Consider the following 21101-nt stretch of genomic DNA (forward strand, 5'->3'; position numbering starts at 1 on the left):
CACCCCGAGGAATCGATGGAGCACTCCGCCGGCCCGCAGTACGCCCCGGTACGGTTCGCCCTGCCGGGGCCCCGGCCTGCCCTGTGGCGGTGGCTGCTGCGCACCGCCCGCCCGGCGGCCGCCCGCCGCGAAACACCGCGCCCCGGCCACCCGGCCCGCTCTCCCGCGTACGGCCAACCGGCGGATTTCGAGGCCTGGTTGCCGGACGAGGCCGCCCCCGCACCGCCCGCACCCCCCGAGCCCCGGCCGACGATCAGCGAGCTCTACCACGCCCACCGGCTGACCATGGTCCGGCTGGCCGTCCTGCTCGTCGACGACCGCGCCACCGCCGAGGACGTCGTCCAGGACGCGTTCGCCGCGCTCTACAAGCGGCACGGCGAACGGCTCGGCGAGGTCGACAACGCACTCGCCTATCTGCGTACCGCGGTCGTCAACGCCGCCCGCTCGGTGCTGCGGCGCCGGCGCACCGCACGCGGCTACACCCCGCCGTACGAGGCGGATGCGCCGTCCGCCGAGGAGCGGATCGTGCTGGACGAGGAGCACCGGGAGGTGTTCGCCGCGCTGAACGGGCTGACCGCCCGCCGCCGCGAGGTGCTGGTCCTGCGCTACTGGGGCGATCTGACAGAGGCACAGATCGCGGCGACGCTGGGCATCAGCCGCGGCGCGGTGAAGTCGATCGCCAGCCGCGCGCTGAACTCGCTGGAGAAGATCTTGAAGGAGCGGTCATGAACGGCCCCGGCACACGTCCCGGTGGCGCCGGCGGCGGGCCCGGTGATGCCGCCGGTGGCAGCGGCGGCCGGGGCGCCGGCGGTACGGGCCCCGGCCCCGACGGCGCCGCGTCCGGGCGTCCCGTGGAAGACCGGCTGCGCGGGGCCTTCGCCGCGCGCGCCGAGAGCATCGCCCTGAGGGACCTGCGGCCGGCCGCGCCCCCGGGCCCGCACACCCGCCGCGGCCGGCTGCCCGGCCCGGTGCGGCCGTGGCTGCGCCGTTTCGGACCGCCACTGGCCGCGGCCGCCGCGACCGCCGCCGTCGTGATCGGCTTCCTGGCGACCGTCCCCGGCGCCCCGGACCGGCCCCGGCCCGCGACGCCGCCGCGCCCCGTCGTCCCGGCACCGTCCCCGTCGGCCCGTACGGGACCGTCCCCCGCCCCGTCCCCGAGCCACCCGTCGCGGGTACCGCCCCGTACGGCCGGCCCCTCCCGCCCGGGAGTGCCCAGCAGGGTTCCGGGCCCGCCGCGCCCTTCCCGCTCGGACACCCCCACCCCCCGGCCGCCGGAGGAGCCGGACGGCAGCCCCTCGGGAACCACCGTGGCGCCTTCCACGACTCCGTCGGCCACCCCCTCCCCACGGGACGGCACCCGCGCCGCCCCCGGCAAAGGCGGCACCTCCTCGGCACCGCCCCCCAGTTGAGAGCACCGCGAACGGGCTTCCACGGGCAGTGGTGCGCATGCAGTGGTGCGTATGCGGTGGTGCGCATGCAGTGGTCCACGGGCAGCATGCAACGGTCCGACCGCCCGGCACCCCCACTCCCACCCCCACCAGGCAAAGGGGGCCGAAACCCATGGCCTCCGTTAGCCGTGCGTTAGCGGATCGCCAGCACCCGCGCCGAAGGTCGTGTACACGCCACCGTCCCGGGGGAGCTCCCTATGCCGTTCACCGCCACCACCTGCCGGGCCACCACTTGCCGGGCCGCTGCCGCAGGTCTCCTCGCCGCCGCCGCGCTGGCCCTGACCGCCGGCTGCCACAGCGCCCCCGGCAAGGGGGGCGAGGGCTCCGTCACGGCCGTCTCGCCGGCCCCCGCCCCTCCCCTCCCGGACGGCGGCAGCCCGCCCACGGGCCGGGGCGGCCGGGTCGCCTGCACCCCCGAGATGCTCAGATTCCACGCCGGCGCACTGCCGCGACGGGACCGCCGCATGCTGCTGACGGTCACCAACTTCTCCCGCCGGACCTGCGACTTCGCCGCCCAGCGCTACCCGCTGCTGCGGTTCGGCGACGACCGGCAGCCCGCCCTTCCCGCGCTCGGGGCGAGCCGGCCGCCCACCGCGGTCTCCCTGGCGCCCGACGACACGGCGTACGCCACGATCATCACCTCCGCCGCCGGCGGACCGGGCAGCACCGGCCACCGCGGCCGGAAAATCGCCCAGTTCGGCGTCGCGCTGGCCGCCCGCGCCACCCCCACCCAGGTCGGTCTGGACGGCCGCACCCCCGTCCATGTCGACCCGCGCACCGCCAGGGTCACCTACTGGCAGCCCTGCCTGGAGGCCGCCCGGAAGTGGTGACGGCCCGGGTCAGGACCGCGGCGAACAGGGGAGAGGCCTGCCCCGCCCGGGACACGCCGCGCGGGTAGCCCGTTCGGGTCACATCCAGCCATATCCTCCGGCCCACCCCTCCCCAATGATCCAAATTTGCCGCCAATGATCCTTTTGCGTTGCTGCGGCATGGCTGCGCCCGGTGCCGCTCGCCCGGTAGGCTTTCCGTGTGATCTTCAAGCGCATCGGAAACGGCCGGCCGTACCCGGACCACGGCCGGGAGAGCACCCGCCAGTGGGCGGACGTCGCCCCGCGCCCGGTACGCCTCGACCAGTTGGTGACGACCAAGCAGCAGCTCGATCTCGAAACGCTGCTCGCCGAGGACTCGACGTTCTACGGCGACCTCTTCGCGCACGTCGTGAAGTGGGAGGGCGACCTCTATCTGGAGGACGGGCTGCACCGCGCGGTACGCGCGGCCCTTCAGCAGCGCCAGGTGCTGCACGCCCGCGTGCTCGAACTGGGCTGACGCACCGCCTCCCCCACCGGCCGGCCAACTGGCCGGAAAACCCCCTTTACCGCTCGGCACCGCCCAACCCGCCCTGCCCGAATTGACCCTTTTGGGTTGGCTCTCGCACGACGCGTTGATCATCTAGTAGGCACGGCGTGCCTACCGCACTACGCTGCGCCCATGAGCATGCTCACGCCCCCAGGGATGGGCGGTAAGAAGTACCGCATCACGGGCGACAGGTATCCGCGGATGCGCCGCCCCCGCCACCGTCGCCGGATCGCCCTCACCGTCGTCGCCACGGCCTGCGCCCTCGGCCTGGCCGGCTGGGGGGCCCTGCAGCTCATCGACGTCTTCGGCGGCCGCGGCGGCACCGCCCAGGCCTCCCAGGGCGCAGCGCACTGCCGCGACCGCGGCAAAACGGACACCGCGCAGGCCAGGACCGCCGCGCGGAAAGTTCCCGCGCCCGGCTCGCTGACCGTCAACGTCTTCAACGCCACCCCGCGCTCCGGCCTCGCCAAGCGCACCGCCGACGAGCTCCGCAAGCGCGGCTTCAAAATCGGCGAGGTGGGCAACGCCCCCGCCGCCTACGACAAGAAGGTCAAGGGCTCCGGGATACTGCTCGGCCCCGCAGCGGCCGACGGCCCGCTGAAGGTCCTGGCCACCCAGCTCACCGGCGCTCAGCAGAAGACCGACGGCCGCAAGGGCACCGACCTCGACCTGATCATCGGTGACGCCTTCAAGGACCTGACCACCCAGCAGAACGCCGCCAAGTCCCTGGCCCTGCTGACCCACCCGTCCCCGGCCCCCGCCGCCGACGCCAAGTGCTGACCTGACCGCACGCGTACGGGCCCCGCACCAACCCGTGGTGCGGGGCCCGGCCGATGATCAGGCAGGAAGGACGTAGCGCGGTCAGCCGGCCGTGCCGTACATCCGGTCCCCCGCGTCGCCGAGACCCGGCACGATGTAGCGGTCCTCGTTCAGCCGCTCGTCGACCGCCGCGGTGACCACCGTCACCGGCGCGCCGGCCAGCTCCTTCTCCATGACCGCGACGCCCTCCGGCGCCGCCAGCAGACAGATCGCGGTGACGTCGTCCGCGCCGCGCTTGATCAGCTCGCGGATCGCCGCGACCAGCGTGCCGCCCGTGGCGAGCATCGGGTCGACGACGTACACCTGACGGCCCGAGAGGTCATCGGGCATCCGCGTGGCGTACGTGTTCGCCTCGTACGTCTCCTCGTTGCGGACCATGCCCATGAAGCCGACCTCGGCGGTGGGCAGCAGCCGCACCATGCCGTCCAGCATGCCCAGACCGGCGCGCAGGATCGGGACGACCAGGGGGCGCGGGTGCGACAGCCGCACACCGGTGGTCGCCGTCACCGGTGTCTCGATGCCGACCTGCTCGGTGCGCACATCACGGGTGGCTTCGTAGGCGAGCAGGGTGACCAGCTCGTCGGCGAGCCGCCGGAAGGTGGGGGAGTCGGTGCGCTTGTCGCGCAGAGTGGTGAGTTTGTGCGCCACCAGCGGGTGGTCGACGACGTGGATCCGCATGACATCGACACTAACCGAGCCGGAAGGCCGCAGCGGCCGTCGTGCAGCACCCGACCGCCGCGCCCGGCATCGGAGTGTGCTCGGCATCAAACCACCGAAAGGAGGGAAAGTGGGCACGTACGCCCGATCGGCCGTCCTGCCGTCGGGCGAAGTCCTCGCCCGAGGTGGTGTGCGCGTGCCCGACCACAAGCGGACCGATGACCCGAACGACGCCGTCCTCAGCACCGAGGGCGCGGCCCCGGACGCCGGGGCCGCGGCGGCGCGCCGACGGCGCCGCGCACAATTTCTGTGGGAACTGCACGAGGCCAAGGAACTGCGGAACCGCGTCCAGCCGCGGCGCGCACGGGCCGAACGGATGCGCCAGGCCCTACGGATGCGCACATTCCGCTGGTAGCGGAGCCCATTCCGCTGGTAGCGAACCACCTTCTCGCCCCCGCCCGCACTGCGGCACGTGAGCGACATCTCTCACAACCTCCGCACGACGCAGCGTCGAAGACCCCGCGCGAACGCGTTGTTTCTGCCACGATTCCGAAAGGGGCGGGACCAACGGCGTGCAGCGCCGCCCCGCCCGACCCGGCACGCCTATGACCAGTGGGAGAGTCACGGTGTACTTCGCCGCACTGCTCGCGCGCACCGAAGACGGGTGGGAAGCGAGCGATACGGAGCTCGACGATGTGGAGACGCTGACCGATCTGGCCGATCTGGCCCGAGAGGCGGCGGTCGACGACGACACGGTGGTGGCCTTCATCGAGCAGGAGGACGCCTGGTTCGGCGTCGTCCGGGTGGACGGCGAGGACGACCCGCGGGTCTTCCTCTCCAACGCCGCCGCCGCTGCCAGAAGCTCGTACGGCGCGATGCTGACCGACGAGCTGCTCGGCCGCGAGGAGGACGATGCGGCCGACGACCTCGACAGCCTCGACCTGGACGGCACGGAGGACGGCGAACCCGAACCGGACAACGACGTGGAGGACGACGACCCCCTGGAGGCGGTGAACGGCACAGACGGCCCGCCGCACGGCCCGCTCGGCGACGCCGGCCTGCTGGCCGACCTGGGCATCGGCGAGAAGGAGCTGCTGGCCCTCGACGGTGACGCCCTGGGCACCATCGCCGACGCACTGGGCTGCACGGAGGTCCTGGAAGCCGTGCGCTGAGCCGGCCCCGGCGGCTCGCACCCGGGCCCCGACGGCCCCGCCCCGGTCACGTCCCCGACACTGGGGGCATGACCGTCCCCCCATCCGCCTCTCACTCCTCCCCCGCACCCGACCCGCTGCGCGATCCGTGGATCGCACCGATGCGGCAGGCGCTGGCCGAGGCCGCCCACGCCCCCGGGACCGGTGATGTCCCGGTGGGCGCCGTCGTGCTGTCCGCGGACGGCACGGTCCTGGGCACCGGCCACAACGAGCGGGAGGCCACCGGCGATCCGACCGCCCACGCCGAGATCCTGGCGCTGCGGGCAGCGGCCCGGACCCTGCGGGAGCAGGCATCGCGCCCGGGGGCCCGCCGGACGGACCTCGCGCGCGGCGGGGCCGCGGAGGCCGGCGGGCGGCGGGCGGGCGAGTGGCGGCTGACGGACTGCACGCTCGTCGTCACCCTGGAACCGTGCACGATGTGCGCCGGCGCGATCGTGCTCTCCCGGGTCGACCGCGTCGTCTACGGCGCCCGCGACGCCAAGGCCGGTGCGGCCGGCTCCCTCTGGGACGTCGTCCGTGACCGGCGTCTCAACCACCGTCCCGAGGTCATCACCGGCGTCCTCGAAGCCGATTGCGCGGCCCTGCTGACCGACTTCTTCCGCGACCGCTGACCGGCGTACGGCCCCGCGCCGGCCCCTCTCCGTATCCGATTTCGGCGCACGGCCCCTCTTGGGCTAAGCTCTCTCTCGGTAGCGTGTCCGAGCGGCCGAAGGAGCGCGCCTCGAAAGCGCGTGAGGGGGCAACTCCTCCGTGGGTTCAAATCCCACCGCTACCGCTCAGAGGACGAGGGCCCCGATCTTTACGGATCGGGGCCCTCGTCGTGTCCGGGGCGCGGCCCGCGCCGCGGCCGGTGCGGCCGCGGCGGGCGTGGGAACCGCACTACGGTCCGGCCCTCGGCGAGGGCGGCGACGCCGGTTACTTCTTCACGGCCAGGGCGACGCCCAGCATGCGGGCGAACACCCCGACCATGGTCACGTCGTCCTGGTGCAGATCCCCCGGCCGCAGACCGTCGACGGCCAGAACCCCGAAGGATTCGTCTCCGGCCGTCACCGCACAGGCGATATAGGTCTTGTAGCTGTCGCTGTCGGGCTTTAACGCATCAGGTAAGAGGTCCACATTCTCCACGAACGTACTGGTGCCGTCATCGAGCAGTTTCAAGAGCTCCTTGCCCCGGAGGTCCGTCTCCCGGAATGTCGTCACGGGTGCCACATTCCGGCCCGACCAGAGACTGTTACGGCATTTCACCTCGCGCTGTCCGGCCGGCGTACCGGGAACCTGCTCCAGAAAACAGGCCCGTACATCCTGAGGGCCGATCAGTGAAGCGGTGAGCGAGACGATGGCCTGCTTGGTCTGCTGTTGCAGTGCATTTCGTTCAGCCTTTGTCGGACTCGAAACAATCTGACCGAGGTTGGACGCAAGAGGGACGAGCACATCTTCGAAAGCCCGCCGCTGATTCTTCGTCGCCGCCTTCGCGGCTTCGTTCGCCGTCGTGACCCGACGGCTGGCCAGCCAGACCGTGGCCACCGTGGCCACGCTCCCGACCCCTGTGATCACCCAGAACAGCCACGTGGCCATGTCCAGCCCGATGACCATTTGAGCCACATACGCCAGGACCGCCAGCGCACCGGCGGAAAACGCACCCCACCCCATATGCAACCCCTCCCCTGTCCCCAACCCCAGGCTGCTTGCGCTGTCACGCACGATACACACAGAGTAGTCTCATCGGGCGAAATTCGTTTATCTCAGGGTTGATTCGGGTACTCCTGAGCTAGTGTGTGATGCCGGATAAGGGCGATGTGCTCGACGTACGGGTGGGTGCACGTCGGGAGGGGGCCGCTCATGATCGCAAGGCGAGTGGCCAGTGGTAGTGATCCCGCTGTGAAAAAGATCGGCAGCTCACGGCGGGCGTTCACCTCGGGGGTTAGGGACGGAACTTATGCCCGACCACCGCGACAAACGCACACGCGATGCAGAATCCTGGGGGGATTCAGTCATGAGTACGACTGCAGGTGTCTGGAACGGCGTGGCCTTAGAAACAGACCCGCGCATCGGGGAGTTTCAAGCAGATCCCGCTGCGTATATGGAGCAGCGCGCCGGAGCCTGGCGTTCAGGTGACCTGGCGCAGGAACAGGCCCGCATCCTCAAGCAGAAGAACCAGTCCCTTCGGCTGACGCTGAAGACACTTCTGGGGCTTCTCCGCGGCAAGTGACGCAGCCAGGGCGGTAATCGGCAGGCACGCGGTCCGCCGGGGCTGTAGTCGGTCAGGCTGTGGCCGGCCGGAGCGGAATCCCGGCAGCGCCGGAACGCCTACGGCCCGCGGCACGGTGGCCACAGCACAAAGCGGCGCGCCCGCCGGAACGGACGCGCCGCGAGGCCTCGTCGGCCCGTGGGGAATGACTAGCCGTTGCGCCGATTGCGCGCCGCGCGGCGGAAGAAGCGCACGATCAGCCAGATCACCAGGATCACGACGACGAGGAAGAGAACGAACAGCACGATCAGGAAGATGCCGAGCTTCTTGAAGAAGCCGCCCTTCTTCTTCGCCTTCGACTTCCACTTCGACGTCTTGGACTTCTTGGCCTTGAAGACCGTCTTGAGCGGGGCCGAGTGGTGCGCGCTGTGGTGGCGGTAGCCAGCTGCCTGCGCGGGCGCGGCGGCGAGCCGGGAGGCATCGGCACTCCGGCCCGGGGCGCTCGCGGTGGCCACCGCCCGGGTGCCGTCCACCGCGTCGCGGTCCGCCGCCGTGGCCGGTGCGACGGCCGCGGCCAGCAGACCGGCCAACAGCGCCAGCACGACGGCCGGCCGCCGCGCCAGGGACGACCGGGGAGCCGGCCGGGCTGTCGCGCGGGACGAATCGGACTCGCGCGGTACGGAGTTCATGGGCATTCTTCGTTTCCCCCTCGGATCGAGCGTTCAGCCATTATGGGCGGTGACGGGCACCCCTGCGGAGGCCTCGACCTCCATGAGAGAGGCGCTGTGCCGCTCCTCGTCGAAGGCCGCGCGCCCCCCACGCAGCCCGAAGAGCCGCTTGGTGAGCAGGATGTAGAGCACCGCCAGAATGTTGATCACCAGCGTGGCGATCTTGAGCCAGCTGACCTTCTCGGTCAGCTCGTAGATCTCCAGCGGCAGGAAGGCCGCCGTCGCCACCACCGTCAGATACTCCGCCCACCGCTTGGCGCGCCAGAGGCCGACGCCCTCGACGATCTCCACCAGGGCGTACGCCAGCAGCAGCGCGGCCACCAGCATCAAGGTGGAGTGACGGTAGCCGAAGGTCTTCTGGATGGTGCCGACGACCGGCGACTGGTCCAGGTCGTAGTGGAAGTGCCGGGCCACCGGGCGGAGCACGGCGATGTACTCGTCGAAGAACCGGCGGACGGCGTCCTTGCGGTTGCTGAACTGCCATACGCCGACCGCGGCCAGCACGATGAACACACCGCGCACCGCACGCTCGACGGCCAGGAACCGCAGGATGAACAGATCGCGCAGGACCTTGCCCCGCGGGACCAGCGGGGCATCGGCGGCCGGGCCGGAGCCGTGCGGGTCGCCGAGGGCGAAGTCGCCGCAGCGCAGACAGCGCCAGGCCTCGCCGAGGGCGGTATCCGCGCGCAGCTTGTTCCGGAGGTGTTCCTCGTGCGGGAGGTAGGTGATGTGCCCGCGGCGCGCGCAGGTACGCCGGTCCCAGTCGATCTTCATCGTTGGAGCCCGTGTTCCTTTCGTCGTCCCACACGGCCGCACGCCGCGGCTCGCGGCGCACTGCCGCGCTCCGTTGTGTCGCGTACATGATGCATGGCGCATGCCGGCCAGGCGCTCCGAGCCGTATGACGTCCGCGGGGTCCGGGTCGTACGAGGTGGGAGACGCGGCGGCCGCGCACGCGGTTGCAGACGTACGACGGAGCCCCGCCGCCGTGCCGTGCCCTGGGACCCCCCGTGGCATCCAGGGGCGGCTCGGAGGCGGGGCTCCTGTCCGGGCGGGAACGGTGTAAGGGACAACCGCTCCCCCGGCGCGGGCCGGACCCCGAGCCCGCGCCGCCGTCACGGGGACGGTACGGGCGCGGACCCCGCAGCGGGGTCCCGGTCCCGGGCCCGTGGATTCCTGCCGTATCCACCGGGCCACCTCACTCATGGTGCCGTGGGGGACCTGTCCCAACAGACAGGCAAAAGCCCTCCTTTGGTGGGCCTTTGGTCCATAAAGTCCGGATCAGTACCGCAGTACGGAGGTGAGGCCGGCGAGCGGTTACAGAGGACCCGTGGGCTCGACTCCCGCGATCGAACACCTGTGGTTACACTCGCCCGACTGCCGGGAAGTGCAGGTACTGCCGTAGGGGACTGCGTAGGGGAGACGGGACTGATGGCGCAGGCGAAGAAGATCGCGTTGTACATGGTCATCGTCTTCGTGCTGTACACGATCATCACCTCCCCTCAGCGGGCCGCCGAAATGGTGCAGATAGGCTTCGAGGGCATCTCGTCCGCCGCCCAGGGCGTCGGCGAGTTCATGACGCAGCTGATCAAATAGGGGCCGCCCGGACCGGCTGCGCCCCGCCCGCCGTACGGAGGCCCCAGTGATCCGCCACCTGGTCCTGTTCAAGCTCAATGAAGGTGTCTCCCGCGACGAGGAGCGGGTGCAGGCCGCCATCCGCGCCTTCGAGGCGCTGGAGGGCCAGATTCCGGAACTGACGTTCTGGGAGTACGGCTGGAACATCACCGACCGCCCGATCGCCTACGATTTCGCGATCAACTCCGCCGTGGCCGACACGGACGCCCTCAAGCGCTACCTCGAGCACCCGGCCCACCAGGCGGCCGCCGCGCAGTGGCGCGAATTCGCCACCTGGGTGATCGCCGACTACGAATTCTGAGCCCCGGCACCGCCGCGCCTCACCTCGCCGAGCCCCCCGCCCCTGCCGGGCGGGGGGCTTCGCCGTACCCCCGGGCGCCCATCGCCGCCCACCGGCCTCCCGGCCGCCCCACACCCACCCCAACTCTCTGTTCAACACGGCGTTATGGGGTGCTTGCACACAGTGCACATGTCTTGTGATGCTATGACCGCTTTTGCCGGATACATGCACTGTGAAGGGTGGCGTGACCGTGACGGCCCGTACTGCGCCCAAGGCTCCATCCCGCGAGAGCCGAAGCGCGGACACGCGGGCGCTCACGCAGGTGCTGTTCGCGGAGTTGACGGACCTCGAGCCCGGCACCCCGGAGCACACCCGGGTCCGGGCCGCACTGATCGAAGCCAACCTGCCGCTGGTCCGCTACGCCGCGGCACGCTTCCGCAGCCGTAATGAGCCAATGGAGGACGTCATCCAGGTCGGCACCATCGGCCTGATCAATGCCATCGACCGATTCGATCCGGACCGGGGCGTCCAGTTCCCCACCTTCGCCATGCCCACCGTTGTCGGCGAGATCAAACGCTACTTTCGAGACAATGTCCGCACGGTCCATGTACCCCGCCGCCTCCACGAGCTCTGGGTGCAGGTCAACGGCGCGACCGAGGATCTGACGGTGCTGCACGGCCGCTCCCCCACCACCGCCGAGATCGCCGAACGGCTCAAGATCGGCGAGGACGAGGTGCTGGCCTGCCTGGAGGCCGGCCGCTCGTATCACGCCACCTCGCTGGAGGCCGCCCAGGAGGGCGACGGCCTGCCCGGCCTGCTGGACCGCCTCGGCTACGAGGACCCGGAGCTGGCCGGCGTCGAGCACCGCGACCTCGTACGGCACCTTCTCGTCCAGCTGCCCGAGCGCGAGCAGCGGATCCTTCTGCTGCGTTACTACAGCAATCTGACGCAGTCACAGATCAGTGCGGAGCTAGGGGTGTCGCAGATGCACGTCTCGCGGCTACTGTCGCGGAGCTTCGCCCGGCTGCGATCCGCAAACAGGATCGACGCGTAGCCGGGACGAGCGACCCGATCCTGCACAGATATGTCGACAAGGCGCTACAGCGTGTTGCCGACATGTGACATTCTGCAGGAACCGCGTTTGCCGTAGCGCTGCCTCCGGTATTCAGGTGGAGGTATCACTCCTCGGTCCGCCCCGGCCCGAGGACGCCACAGCGACCCGACCGCGACCTCAAGGGGGTGGCATGTCCGTAGAACTGGGCAGCTCGAAGGTGCTTCCCGCGATTCCCGCGCCCGCACCACACGTGCATGACGACGACGCCATCAACACCCGCACGCTCTCCCGCTCCCTGTTCCTGCGGCTGGCCTCGCTCGACAAGGACTGCGCGGAACGTACCTACGTCCGTGACACGCTCATCGAGCTGAACCTCCCGCTCGTCCGCTATGCGGCCGCTCGATTCCGCAGTCGCAACGAGCCGATGGAGGACATCGTCCAGGTCGGCACCATCGGCCTGATCAAGGCGATCGACCGTTTCGACTGCGAACGCGGCGTGGAATTCCCGACGTTCGCGATGCCGACCGTGGTCGGCGAGATCAAGCGCTTCTTCCGTGACACGTCGTGGTCGGTACGCGTCCCGCGCCGGCTCCAGGAACTCCGGCTCGCCCTCACCAAGGCCAGCGACGAGCTCTCCCAGAAGCTGGACCGCTCCCCGACCGTCCCCGAACTGGCACTGTGCCTGGGGGTGTCGGAGGAGGACGTCGTCGACGGCCTGGCCGTCGGCAATGCGTACACCGCCTCCTCGCTCGACTCCCCCTCCCCCGAGGACGACGGCGGCGAGGGCTCCCTCGCGGACCGCCTCGGCTACGAGGACTCCGCGCTGGAAGGCGTGGAGTACCGCGAATCGCTCAAGCCCCTGCTGGCCAAACTCCCGGCCCGCGAGCGCCAGATCATCATGTTGCGCTTCTTCGCCAACATGACGCAGTCCCAGATCGGCGAGGAGGTCGGCATCTCCCAGATGCACGTCTCCCGGCTGCTCACCCGCACCCTGGCGCAGCTGCGCGAGGGCCTGATCTCCGACTGAGGAACGGTCCGCCGAGGGGCCGCACAGCGCTTGGTGCCGCTCGGCGGACAGTTGCAAAGACGCAGGGAGGAATGGCGGGGGCGTGGCGCGAGGTGCGCCCGCCCGGCCGCGAGAGAGCCAGGGTCCGGCCGGCCAACGGCCGTGCGACCGGCCTCTGTACACCTGACGTACCGTCAGCAACACTGTGCCGATGCGACGGACGACGACTGTGGCCGCCGCCTCGGCGGCCGTGCTGTGTCTGGGTTCCCTGCTCACCGGCTGCGGAAGCGCGGCCGATCAGGGCTATGCCGCGGTGGGTGCGGCAGGCCCCTTTGATGACCGTGCGCCGAGCCGGGCCGTACCGCCCGAGGACGGTGTCGAGCTGACTCCGCTGGACGGCGACGGAGGCCGCGCGGACGGTGGCGACCGCGGTGGCGGAGACGGCGGCAGTGACAGCGCCGGCGGCAGTGGCAGCGGACGGGCGCGTCCCGGGCGGACCGCGCCGGAGTCCCCCGCCGGAGCGGGCGAGGGCGACGAGGCCGGCGGCACAGGAGCCGCGGGCAGCCCCAGCGCATCCGGCGCCCCTTCCGGCTCTTCCGCATCACCCTCCGGTGGTCACGGCAGCCACAGCGGCCACGGTGGTCACGGCGGCGGCGCGACGCCCCCGGCCTCACCGGGTGCGCCCAACTCCCCCGGCCACCCCGGCGGTTCCACCCCGCCGCACGGCTCCCCCGCCCCCGAGCCCCCTTCCCCCACCATCCCGGCCGGTTCAGAGGCTCCCGCCGGCCTCCTGATCGGCAAGCCCGCGCTCGCCGGCACGGACGTCCGCTGGTGCCAGAAGGTCACCGTGGACTTCCTCAACAACGGCGACCGGCCCGTCACCGCCGGCAGCGTCGTCTTCGGCACCCACATCATCGGCGCCCTCGGCATCGACTGGGCCACCCTCACCTCCACCCACCCCCTTCCGCTGCCGCTCGCCGTGGGCAGGAGGCAGACCGGTACCTGGCGGGTGTGTGTGGACGGCTGGCGGGTGCCGCTGGGGATGCACCTCGACACCAAGGACGTCACCTTCAGGTGGAAGTGAGGGCCGGTCCGGGTGGACGCGGGAGCCGGTTCAGAGGGACATGAGGGCCGGTCCGGGTGGAAGTGAGGGCCGGCTCCCGGGACTGGCCGAAAACCGCCCCTGGCGGGCGCCACGGGAGACCTTCCCGAAGGGCGATGAGTTCCGACCGGTGAGACCGTCTGAAGAGGCACAGACGCAGCCACCGGCAGCGCCCCCGTCCCAGGGAGTACACATGCCCCAGATCACCCCCAACCTCTGGTTCGACACCCAGGGCAAGGAAGCCGCGGAGTTCTACTGCTCGGTGTTCCCGAACTCGAAGATCAAGAACGTCACCTATTACAACGAGGCAGGTCCGCGCCCTGCGGGGACCGTACTGACGGTCGAGTTCGAGCTCGACGGCCAGCAGTACACCGCGATCAACGGCGGCCCCGAGTTCACCTTCAACGAGGCGGTCTCCCTGATGATCGTCTGCGCCGGCCAGGACGAGATCGACTACTACTGGACCAAGCTCTCCGAAGGCGGCGAGGAGGGCCCCTGCGGCTGGCTGAAGGACAAGTACGGCCTGTCCTGGCAGGTCGCGCCCGGTGGCATGGCGGAGCTGCTGAACGACCCGGACCAGGGGCGCGCGGCCCGCGCCATGAAGGCCATGCTCGGCATGAAGAAGATCGATGTCGCCGCCCTCCAGGCGGCGGCGGACCAGGCGTAAAGCGGGCACCGGAGGCAATCCCTGGAGGCACCGCCACGACCTGGGGCTCACCGGCGCCTCACGACCGGCTGCGATTACGCCCCGTCCGCAGCGGGCGCGGTGCGGGGCCGCGGTCCACGCCCACCCCGCGCAGCGCGCGGGCGGCGGCATGTACGGCCGCGGGGGACGCCTCGGCGAAGACCGCCTCATGGGCGTCCGCATGGGCGCGGAGGGCGCGCTCGGCGGTGCGCACCCCCTCCCGGGTCAGCCGGATCATGGTGCTCCGGCCGTCGTCCGGTGAGGGTTCGCGGACGACGAGCCCGCGGCCGGCGAGGTGATTGACGACATTGCTGATGCCGCCGGAGGACAGCAGCAGGGCGCGGACCAGTTCGTTCGGCCTCATACGGTACGGCTCGCCGGACCTGCGCAGGGCCGCCAGGATGTCGAACTCGGCGACGGTCAGGCCGAGTCCGGGCAGTACCCCGCGGGTGGCCGCGTCCAGCGCGCCCGCGAGCTGGGTTATCCGCTTCGACAGCTCCGTCGTCGGGCGGAGCACATCCGGCAGCTCGGTGCGCCAGGCGCTCAGCAGCGCATCGACGGGGTCGGGGCCTGGTCCGGATGCCGCGGTCACCTCGACAGGATAGTCGATCACTATCGTGATAGCTTTCAATAAAGCTTTCTTCCGAACGTGCAGAGGGAGACGTGCCATGGGAATCGAGCGCCACCACACGCCGCGCCTGCTCCTGCGCGGTGGTCTGGTCATCGACACCGCCCCCCACCCCATCGCCCACCCGCACACCGATGTCCTCGTCGAGGAGGGCCGCATCGCCGCCGTGGGCCCCGACCTGCCCCTCGACGACACCGATACCGGCCTGGAGGTGATCGACGGCCGCGCGATGGTCGTGCTGCCCGGCTTCGTCGACACCCACCGGCACCTGTGGCAGGGGGTGCTGCGGTCCGCCGCGGTCGACGAGAGCCTTGACCACTACCTCCACCGGATCCTCGGTGACCTCGGCGCCCGTTGCACGCCCGCGGAGGTGTACACCGGCAACCTCCTCGGCGCGCTGGAGTGCCTGGACTCCGGGGTCACCACCGTCCAGGACTTCTCCCACGTCCAGCACACGCCGGAGCACACCGCCGCCGCCGTCGAGGCGCTGACGGAAGCGGGGATCCGTGCGGTCTTCGGCTACGGGTATCCCGTCTTCGACGAGGCCGCCCGGCAGGCCGACTGGGTGCGCAAGGCCCGCACCGACCACTTTCCCTCGCACGAGGCGCTGGTCACGATGGCCCTGGCCCCGGTCGGTCCGTCCTTCACTCCCCCGGAGGCCGTGCGGGAGGACTGGCTGCTCGCCCGCGAGCTGGCTCTGCCGCTCGCCGTCCATGTACAGGCCGGCCCGGTGGCCCAGCGGCCGATCGCCGCCCTTCAGGAACAGGGCCTGCTCACCGCCGGCACCCTGTACGTGCACGGCAACTCGCTGCCCGACTCCGAGCTGCGGCTGATCGCCGAGTCCGGCGGGGCGGTGGCGATCACGCCGGCGATCGAGGCCTCGATGCGCTTCGGCGCGCCGATGGCGGGCCGGCTGCGGCGGGCGGGCATCACCACGGGGCTGGGCGCTGACGCGGTCACCTCGGCTCCGGGCGATATGTTCTCGCAGATGCGCGCCGCCTTGATGAGCAGTCACTTCGACGGCGACACCGCTTCCGGAACGTCCGCGATCAAGGCGGCCGATGTGCTGCGCATGGCCACCGCGGAAGGGGCCGCGGCCCTCGGCCTGGGCGACGAGGTGGGATCGCTGGAGATCGGCAAGCGTGCCGACCTCATCCTGCTGCGCGCCGATGCGCTCAACCTCGCCCCGGTGACGCACGATCCGATCGGCGCGGTGGTGACCGCCGCGCACCCCGGGAACGTCGACACGGTCCTGGTGGACGGACGCCCGGTCAAGCGCAACGGGAGGCTGCTGTACGCGGACCTCGGCGGCGTACTGGCCGAGGCCCACCGCGCCGCCGAACGCCTCGGGGCGTCGAGCTCTCCGTCGAGCTCTTAGCGGCTCGTCTCAGCGCCGGTCGGCGCCGGGCGGCCCCGGTCGGCGCCGGTCAGTGCCGGTCAGTGCCGGTCGGCGCCAGGAACTACTGTCGCGCGCATGGTCGAACACGATGCCCTCAGTGCCACCCGCGAGGCCTACGACGCCGCAGCCGCCACCTATGCGCAGCTGTTCCGCGACTCGCTGCGGGACAGTCCCCTGGACCGTGCGATGCTGGGCGCCTTCGCCGAGGCCGTACGTACGAGCGGGCACGGCCAGGTCGCGGACCTGGGGTGCGGGCCCGGCCATGTCACTGCCTGGCTGGACGAGTTGGTGCCGACGGCGTTCGGTGTGGACACCTCTGCTGCGATGATCAAGTTGGCCCGCCAGACCTATCCGGGCCTGCGGTTCGACGTGGGCTCGATGGCCGCCTTGAACATCGCTGACGGCGCGCTGGGCGGCGTGCTCTCCCGTTGGTCCATCATCCACACCCCGCCGCAAGAACTCCCCGCCATCCTGGCGGAGTTCCACCGCGTACTGGCGCCTGGCGGCCACCTGCTGCTGGGCTTTTGGGCAAGCGAGGATCCGTCCCACCCCACGCAGATCTTCGATCACGCCGTCGCGCCGGCCTATCGGTGGTCGCCCGATCACCTTGCCGCGATGCTGCGCACCTCCGGGCTGGCCGAGGTGGCCCGGATGATTCGCGAGCCCCGGCCCACCGACCGGCGGCAGTTCCAGGAGGTTCACCTGCTCGCCCGCAAGGGCTAGGCAGCAGCCGTCCGGGCGTGTGGCGCGTGGGTCAAGCGGCTGACGGGCCGGGCGAAGGATTCGCCGACGGGCCAGGAGAAAGATCCCAGGACGACGTGCCGTGGACGGTGCCGATGGACTGTACGGCACACCCCATGCGGCCGATGGCGGCGAGGACTGCGTGGCGGGCTGCTTCGCTCTCGGCGGGTGGGAACGCGACACGGAGTTGGTGCCCGTAGGCCGTTTCGTAGGTCAGCTGCCAGCCGGTCTCGGTGACGACGAAGTGGTCTTGCCGTCTGCCGTCGTACTCGTAGCCGCCCCGGTCCGCGGTGGGAGCGAGCGCGTCGCGCAGGATCCGCAGGCGCTCGGCATAGGGGAGGAGACCTCCTTCTCCCTCCCCCGGCTCCTCCAGCCGGACATAGACATGGTCGCGTTCGATCGCCGCATCGAACCAGGGGGCGGCATCCCTGCTGCGGTGCAGCAGTTCGGAACTGAGGCGGCCGCTGACCCACCCGTCGAGAAATGCGGCGGCCCCGCAGTCGAATCGTTCGTAGTCGCTGTCGCGTGACCAGATCACCACTGGCCAGGACTCGGGCGGCCCCTCGGTCAGCCAGCACAGTTGTGCCGAGTTGTCGGTTATTGCCCAGGTGAGCAGTCCGCCCGGTTCCGGGAAGAAGGGGTACGGAAACTGCTCGGGCCAGCTCTCGCGCAGCGGGCCGAAGTCCTCCACCAGGTCTGCTGCGAGCCGGACCGGGTTGTCGTCGCCGAACGGGGTGCACAGACACAGCACACCCCAGAAGTCCCCGCGGCCGTAGGCCTCGACCAGCTTTTTGTAGTCGTCCGGCAGCCGGGTGCCCAGGGCCCGCTCCGCATCGGCCCAGTCGCCGCGCCCGTTGACCGCTTCGGCGGGCGGCGGCACCCGCTCGATGATGCGGGCGAGTGAGCTGTGCGCATCGATCATGAACACACCATAGAACCGGCGCCCCGGAGAGGAACGGCCCGTTCGCGGCACTCTCTCCGCTCGCGGCGTCCGATCCGCCCGCTCTGCCGAATCTGCCCGGTTCCCTCCGGAACCGCCTGCCCACCTTCCCTCCCACCCAGGGACGTACGCCATCTCCTACGGTGTGCAGGCAGGGCGCACTGGTCATGCACAGGACCAATGCGGAGAAACTGAAAACGGAACGGGGGACCCGTGGGTGACATACGGGTGGACACGGCGAAGGTCCGCAGCACCGGCGACGACATGAAGGCCTTGTCGAGTGACACTCAGCGGCGGCTGTCGCATGTCCTCGACAGCTCTCAGGAGGTCTACTACGACGCCATGTTCTGGAAGTCCGGAAACGCCGTGATGTCGTGCCGCACCGCCTGGCAGGATCACATGATCGACCTCGCCAAGAAGATGGGCGAACTGGGGCAGCGATTGCAGGACTCCGCCGACGGCTACGACGCCGCGGACCAGGAAGCGGTCGCACGGTTGAGGGCCGGCATGAAGGACCTGGGGAGGCACTGACCGTGGTCACGTACTCGGAACTCATCAGTGCCCACCCCCGGAAATGGAAAGAGGCCGCGGACGACTGGGCGGCGCTGGCGAAATACGCGCTGAACGCCGCGAATGACGTCCGCGAACAGGGCGCCAAGCCGCTCGCCGACAACTGGTCCGACGCGGTCGGCGCGTCCGCGGCCGGCGATTTCGTCAAGCTGGCGAATCAACTGGAATCGGCGTACGACCTGCTGCTCAGCGTCAAAATGGTCATGGAAGGCATGCACACCAGCCTGGAAACGGCGATGAGCATCGCATGCCAGATCACCGACCTCTCCCGGGCCCACGACCTGCCCATAGGCGATGACGGAATGCCGCTGGAATGCCCCGCCCCGAACGCGGGCGCGGACAAGCAGCAGGCCTACAACGACATCGTCGCCCTGCGCGAACAAGCCCTGCGACAGGCGACGGAAGCGGACGAGAAAACATCCGCCGAGCTGTACCGCCTGGCGGGCATGACCGGTATCGCCGACCCGGACAAGGCCCTCAAGGAACAGAACCGCGCCTCGCACGTCGAGATGGACATGCTCGCCGCCGACATCCCGAAGGCCAACACCGACCCGGCTGCGGTACGTGCCTGGTGGAACGGCCTCAGTGAGAAGCAGCAGTACGACATGATGCGGGCCGAGCCGGTGAAACTCGCTCACCTCGACGGCATTCCCGAGAGCGCGAAGCGCGAAATGCGCGGCACGGACGGGAAGTTCGATCGGGTGAAGATGGTGGAATACGCGCTGGACAACTGGAACAAGGACGACCCCGTCGACTTCGGCAACAACTGCACCAATTTCGTCTCCAACGCGCTGACCAACGCCGGAATGCAGGAAAAGACCTCGTTCTGGGAAGGAACTCGCGGAGACGATACATGGATGAGGGGGAACCCTACGGGAATTCCATTTCCCGGCTTCGAGCAGATGGACCGCTCTCTCGGGCACTCCAAAACGTGGGCCGGCGCCGAGAACCAACAGCAATTCATGCTCAGGCACGGCGGCGAAGAGGTTGATCGCTCCCAGGCGCGGCCCGGCGACATCATCTACTACGACCAGTCCGGCCCGAACGACGAACTCAAGAAGGGGGCGGCGCACCATGCCGCGATCGTCACTGGGGTGATGCCGGACGGCGAGATCAAATACACACAGCACAGCGACCCGTATCAGAACGCGAGTTTGCAAGGCCGTCTCCCGGCAGTGGAGAAGGGCGAGGGACAGCAGCGGGTACGTATCGTCCGCCCGCATCCGGATTGGTACTGATGACTGACACCTCAACGAGCGCCCGGCACTCCCCCCTGCTGGTCCCGCTGTTCGCGCTGCTCGGGCTCGGCGGCCTCACTGCCTACGGCAAGGCTGACGACGCACATGTCGCCGCGGAGTGGGCACACTGCGGAGACCTCCCGCTGACCTGGCAGATCTACCTCAGCGCCTACGGTGCGCTGGCCTGCGGGACAGTCACGCTCGCACTGTTCTGGTGGCTCGCGAGGCGCGCCCGGAGGCGCGACACGTGGGTGGGCGACGGCTGGCCGGGAAAGATCGCGATTGCCGCCCTCGTAGTCGACATCCCGCTGGTGGCACTGCAGCTGTTCGTGGTCTGGTATCTGCACCAACCGTCACCGAGTGGGCCGATCAGCTGCGTCTGAGGGGGTCTCACCCCACGGAACGATCTTGAGACGGGCCCCGGCGATCCACGTCCGCCGGGGCCGCGCCAGGGCGGACTTCATGGCGGCAAGCGTCAGGCGTCCGGTTGCCGCTCCGTCACGAACGAGCCCATACCAGGTGTGGTGACGATGAGCCCTTCTTCCCGGAGGGCAGCAGTGACCTTGCGAATGGTTACGCGCGCGACGCCGAACTCCTGCTCCATCCGCACCTCGGAGATGAGCTGGCGCGGAGGGTAGGTGCCGTCCGCGATCCGCGCTCGGATCACGTCGGCGATCTGCGTCCACTTGGGCAACGTCGGGTCGAACTCCATCACGAACGGGACTGTACGCACGGGTAATTAGACAGGCATAGAGGCCTATAGCTATAGACAGGGGCTACCAGGATCACCTACGGTGGCGCAGCAAGGACCCCGGCGACCGCTGCAACGGCCCCGGGGCACGGCCAACGCTGTCCAAGGAGCGTCGACATGCAAAACCTTATGCGCAGCCTCCTCGCCCGGTTAATGAAGCACCGAACGGACCCCGCCCCCACAGTCACCTACCAGCCACAGCGGCCGCCCCTCCGGCCACTCCCCCTCCGTCGCCGCCCCGAATCCCCCCTCGACGGCGAGGCCACCCTCCTCGTGCGCCCCTGCCTCCTCGCGCACGAGCGCCGGGAGGCGCGGCGCGAGGGGGCGTTTCTGCGTGCGATGGCGGTCGCGTCATGAACGGCGGGATGCGGCTGCTGCCCTGGAGCGGGCCGGACGGGCAGCGTTGCTACCTCTCCAGCGATGAGAGCGACGGCGGCGGATACGTGTCCCAGCTAGCCGACGAGCTGGAAGAGGCGCAACTCCGCACCGGCGAGGAGTTGCTGGGCCACACGGCCGCGCTGCTGGACGGGCCGGCCGAGGCGACCGCCGGGGAACTCCGGTTCTGTGTCCACAGGCTGTGTGAAGCGCTGCGGGACGCACTGCGGGTCGCCGAGAGCAGGGGCGGGCACGGGCACGTGACGTAACCGGGGGAGGAATGATCAAGGGC

General features: G+C 70.3%; 28 protein-coding genes and 1 tRNA gene. 22 read left to right on the plus strand and 7 right to left on the minus strand.

What is annotated here, in order from left to right; genetic code table 11:
• Positions 1-15 precede the first annotated feature (15 nt).
• From ABZ851_RS01185 to ABZ851_RS01205, 5 genes are all read left to right on the plus strand, one after another.
• On the plus strand, positions 16-729 hold the full coding sequence (locus tag ABZ851_RS01185; protein WP_361120396.1) for a SigE family RNA polymerase sigma factor: 714 nt from the start codon (positions 16-18) through the stop codon (positions 727-729).
• Complete coding sequence (locus tag ABZ851_RS01190) at positions 726-1409, plus strand: hypothetical protein (RefSeq protein ID WP_361120399.1); 684 nt, start codon at positions 726-728, stop codon at positions 1407-1409. The genes ABZ851_RS01185 and ABZ851_RS01190 overlap by 4 nt, the downstream gene beginning before the upstream one ends.
• Positions 1410-1645: 236 nt before the next feature.
• Positions 1646-2278, plus strand: a complete 633-nt coding sequence (locus tag ABZ851_RS01195) for a DUF4232 domain-containing protein (protein ID WP_361120402.1) — start codon at positions 1646-1648, stop codon at positions 2276-2278.
• A gap of 199 nt (positions 2279-2477) precedes the next feature.
• Positions 2478-2774: a type II toxin-antitoxin system VapB family antitoxin gene (locus ABZ851_RS01200; protein ID WP_030084955.1), complete on the plus strand. Its 297-nt coding sequence runs from the start codon at positions 2478-2480 to the stop codon at positions 2772-2774.
• A gap of 162 nt (positions 2775-2936) precedes the next feature.
• Complete coding sequence (locus ABZ851_RS01205; RefSeq protein ID WP_361120406.1) at positions 2937-3584, plus strand: LytR C-terminal domain-containing protein; 648 nt, start codon at positions 2937-2939, stop codon at positions 3582-3584.
• Positions 3585-3665: 81 nt separating this feature from the next.
• Here ABZ851_RS01205 and upp read toward each other — a convergent pair whose 3' ends face one another.
• On the minus strand, positions 3666-4301 hold the full coding sequence (upp, locus tag ABZ851_RS01210; protein ID WP_361120410.1) for a uracil phosphoribosyltransferase: 636 nt from the start codon (positions 4299-4301) through the stop codon (positions 3666-3668).
• A gap of 175 nt (positions 4302-4476) precedes the next feature.
• Here upp and ABZ851_RS01215 point away from each other — a divergent pair, with 175 nt between their 5' ends.
• From ABZ851_RS01215 to ABZ851_RS01230, 4 genes are all read left to right on the plus strand, one after another.
• A complete protein-coding gene (locus ABZ851_RS01215) occupies positions 4477-4695 on the plus strand; it encodes a hypothetical protein (protein ID WP_336047709.1) in 219 nt (72 codons plus the stop codon).
• A gap of 190 nt (positions 4696-4885) precedes the next feature.
• Positions 4886-5452, plus strand: coding sequence for a hypothetical protein (locus ABZ851_RS01220; RefSeq protein ID WP_311624853.1), 567 nt, complete (start codon positions 4886-4888; stop codon positions 5450-5452).
• Between the two features lie 140 nt (positions 5453-5592).
• A complete protein-coding gene (locus ABZ851_RS01225; RefSeq protein WP_361121752.1) occupies positions 5593-6102 on the plus strand; it encodes a nucleoside deaminase in 510 nt (169 codons plus the stop codon).
• 77 nt (positions 6103-6179) lie between these two features.
• Positions 6180-6266, plus strand: a tRNA-Ser gene (locus tag ABZ851_RS01230).
• A gap of 140 nt (positions 6267-6406) precedes the next feature.
• Here ABZ851_RS01230 and ABZ851_RS01235 read toward each other — a convergent pair.
• On the minus strand, positions 6407-7192 hold the full coding sequence (locus tag ABZ851_RS01235) for a hypothetical protein (RefSeq protein ID WP_241720962.1): 786 nt from the start codon (positions 7190-7192) through the stop codon (positions 6407-6409).
• A gap of 292 nt (positions 7193-7484) precedes the next feature.
• Here ABZ851_RS01235 and ABZ851_RS01240 point away from each other — a divergent pair, with 292 nt between their 5' ends.
• On the plus strand, positions 7485-7700 hold the full coding sequence (locus ABZ851_RS01240; RefSeq protein WP_336047707.1) for a hypothetical protein: 216 nt from the start codon (positions 7485-7487) through the stop codon (positions 7698-7700).
• Between the two features lie 188 nt (positions 7701-7888).
• Here the strand turns inward: ABZ851_RS01240 and ABZ851_RS01245 are convergent, their stop codons facing one another.
• Positions 7889-8368: a hypothetical protein gene (locus tag ABZ851_RS01245; RefSeq protein ID WP_361120416.1), complete on the minus strand. Its 480-nt coding sequence runs from the start codon at positions 8366-8368 to the stop codon at positions 7889-7891.
• A gap of 33 nt (positions 8369-8401) precedes the next feature.
• Complete coding sequence (locus tag ABZ851_RS01250) at positions 8402-9181, minus strand: DUF2127 domain-containing protein (protein WP_361120419.1); 780 nt, start codon at positions 9179-9181, stop codon at positions 8402-8404.
• Positions 9182-9836: 655 nt separating this feature from the next.
• Here ABZ851_RS01250 and ABZ851_RS01255 point away from each other — a divergent pair.
• From ABZ851_RS01255 to ABZ851_RS01280, 6 genes are all read left to right on the plus strand, one after another.
• Positions 9837-10001 (plus strand): hypothetical protein, encoded by a 165-nt coding sequence (locus ABZ851_RS01255; RefSeq protein ID WP_164993001.1) that lies wholly within the window; start codon positions 9837-9839, stop codon positions 9999-10001.
• Positions 10002-10047: 46 nt separating this feature from the next.
• On the plus strand, positions 10048-10341 hold the full coding sequence (locus ABZ851_RS01260; protein WP_361120423.1) for a Dabb family protein: 294 nt from the start codon (positions 10048-10050) through the stop codon (positions 10339-10341).
• A 223-nt stretch (positions 10342-10564) separates the two neighbouring features.
• Positions 10565-11374 carry an RNA polymerase sigma factor SigF gene (locus ABZ851_RS01265; protein ID WP_026169670.1) on the plus strand — a complete coding sequence of 270 codons (810 nt, stop codon included), beginning with the start codon at positions 10565-10567 and terminating at the stop codon, positions 11372-11374.
• A 190-nt stretch (positions 11375-11564) separates the two neighbouring features.
• A complete protein-coding gene (locus ABZ851_RS01270; protein WP_026169669.1) occupies positions 11565-12401 on the plus strand; it encodes an RNA polymerase sigma factor SigF in 837 nt (278 codons plus the stop codon).
• Positions 12402-12591: 190 nt separating this feature from the next.
• Entirely contained in the window at positions 12592-13464 is an 873-nt protein-coding gene (locus tag ABZ851_RS01275; protein WP_361120428.1) for a hypothetical protein, read from the plus strand.
• Between the two features lie 211 nt (positions 13465-13675).
• Entirely contained in the window at positions 13676-14149 is a 474-nt protein-coding gene (locus ABZ851_RS01280; RefSeq protein ID WP_361120431.1) for a VOC family protein, read from the plus strand.
• A gap of 58 nt (positions 14150-14207) precedes the next feature.
• Here ABZ851_RS01280 and ABZ851_RS01285 read toward each other — a convergent pair whose 3' ends face one another.
• Positions 14208-14759, minus strand: a complete 552-nt coding sequence (locus ABZ851_RS01285; RefSeq protein WP_361120434.1) for a MarR family transcriptional regulator — start codon at positions 14757-14759, stop codon at positions 14208-14210.
• A gap of 76 nt (positions 14760-14835) precedes the next feature.
• Here ABZ851_RS01285 and ABZ851_RS01290 point away from each other — a divergent pair, with 76 nt between their 5' ends.
• The gene (locus ABZ851_RS01290; RefSeq protein ID WP_361120437.1) at positions 14836-16173 is read left to right on the plus strand and encodes an amidohydrolase family protein; all 1338 of its coding nucleotides are present in this window, start codon (positions 14836-14838) and stop codon (positions 16171-16173) included.
• A gap of 96 nt (positions 16174-16269) precedes the next feature.
• Positions 16270-16917, plus strand: coding sequence for a class I SAM-dependent methyltransferase (locus tag ABZ851_RS01295; RefSeq protein WP_361120440.1), 648 nt, complete (start codon positions 16270-16272; stop codon positions 16915-16917).
• Between the two features lie 31 nt (positions 16918-16948).
• On the opposite strand, the gene ABZ851_RS01300 is transcribed toward ABZ851_RS01295, so the two are convergent.
• On the minus strand, positions 16949-17857 hold the full coding sequence (locus tag ABZ851_RS01300; protein ID WP_361120443.1) for an SMI1/KNR4 family protein: 909 nt from the start codon (positions 17855-17857) through the stop codon (positions 16949-16951).
• A gap of 231 nt (positions 17858-18088) precedes the next feature.
• Between ABZ851_RS01300 and ABZ851_RS01305 the strand changes: the two genes are divergently transcribed.
• Genes ABZ851_RS01305 through ABZ851_RS01315 form a run of 3 tightly spaced genes read left to right on the plus strand, consistent with a single transcriptional unit; the run spans position 18089 to position 20066 of the window.
• Positions 18089-18406, plus strand: coding sequence for a type VII secretion target (locus tag ABZ851_RS01305; protein WP_361120446.1), 318 nt, complete (start codon positions 18089-18091; stop codon positions 18404-18406).
• Positions 18407-18408: 2 nt separating this feature from the next.
• Entirely contained in the window at positions 18409-19683 is a 1275-nt protein-coding gene (locus ABZ851_RS01310) for an amidase domain-containing protein (protein WP_361120449.1), read from the plus strand.
• Complete coding sequence (locus ABZ851_RS01315; protein ID WP_361120452.1) at positions 19683-20066, plus strand: hypothetical protein; 384 nt, start codon at positions 19683-19685, stop codon at positions 20064-20066. The genes ABZ851_RS01310 and ABZ851_RS01315 overlap by 1 nt, the downstream gene beginning before the upstream one ends.
• 92 nt (positions 20067-20158) lie before the next feature.
• Here ABZ851_RS01315 and ABZ851_RS01320 read toward each other — a convergent pair whose 3' ends face one another.
• Complete coding sequence (locus ABZ851_RS01320; protein ID WP_361120455.1) at positions 20159-20398, minus strand: GntR family transcriptional regulator; 240 nt, start codon at positions 20396-20398, stop codon at positions 20159-20161.
• Positions 20399-20787: 389 nt separating this feature from the next.
• Here ABZ851_RS01320 and ABZ851_RS01325 point away from each other — a divergent pair, with 389 nt between their 5' ends.
• The gene (locus ABZ851_RS01325) at positions 20788-21078 is read left to right on the plus strand and encodes a hypothetical protein (RefSeq protein WP_361120462.1); all 291 of its coding nucleotides are present in this window, start codon (positions 20788-20790) and stop codon (positions 21076-21078) included.
• Positions 21079-21101 lie beyond the last annotated feature (23 nt).

The organism is Streptomyces sp. NPDC047049, from assembly GCF_040643995.1.
GTDB lineage: Bacteria > Actinomycetota > Actinomycetes > Streptomycetales > Streptomycetaceae > Streptomyces > Streptomyces mooreae.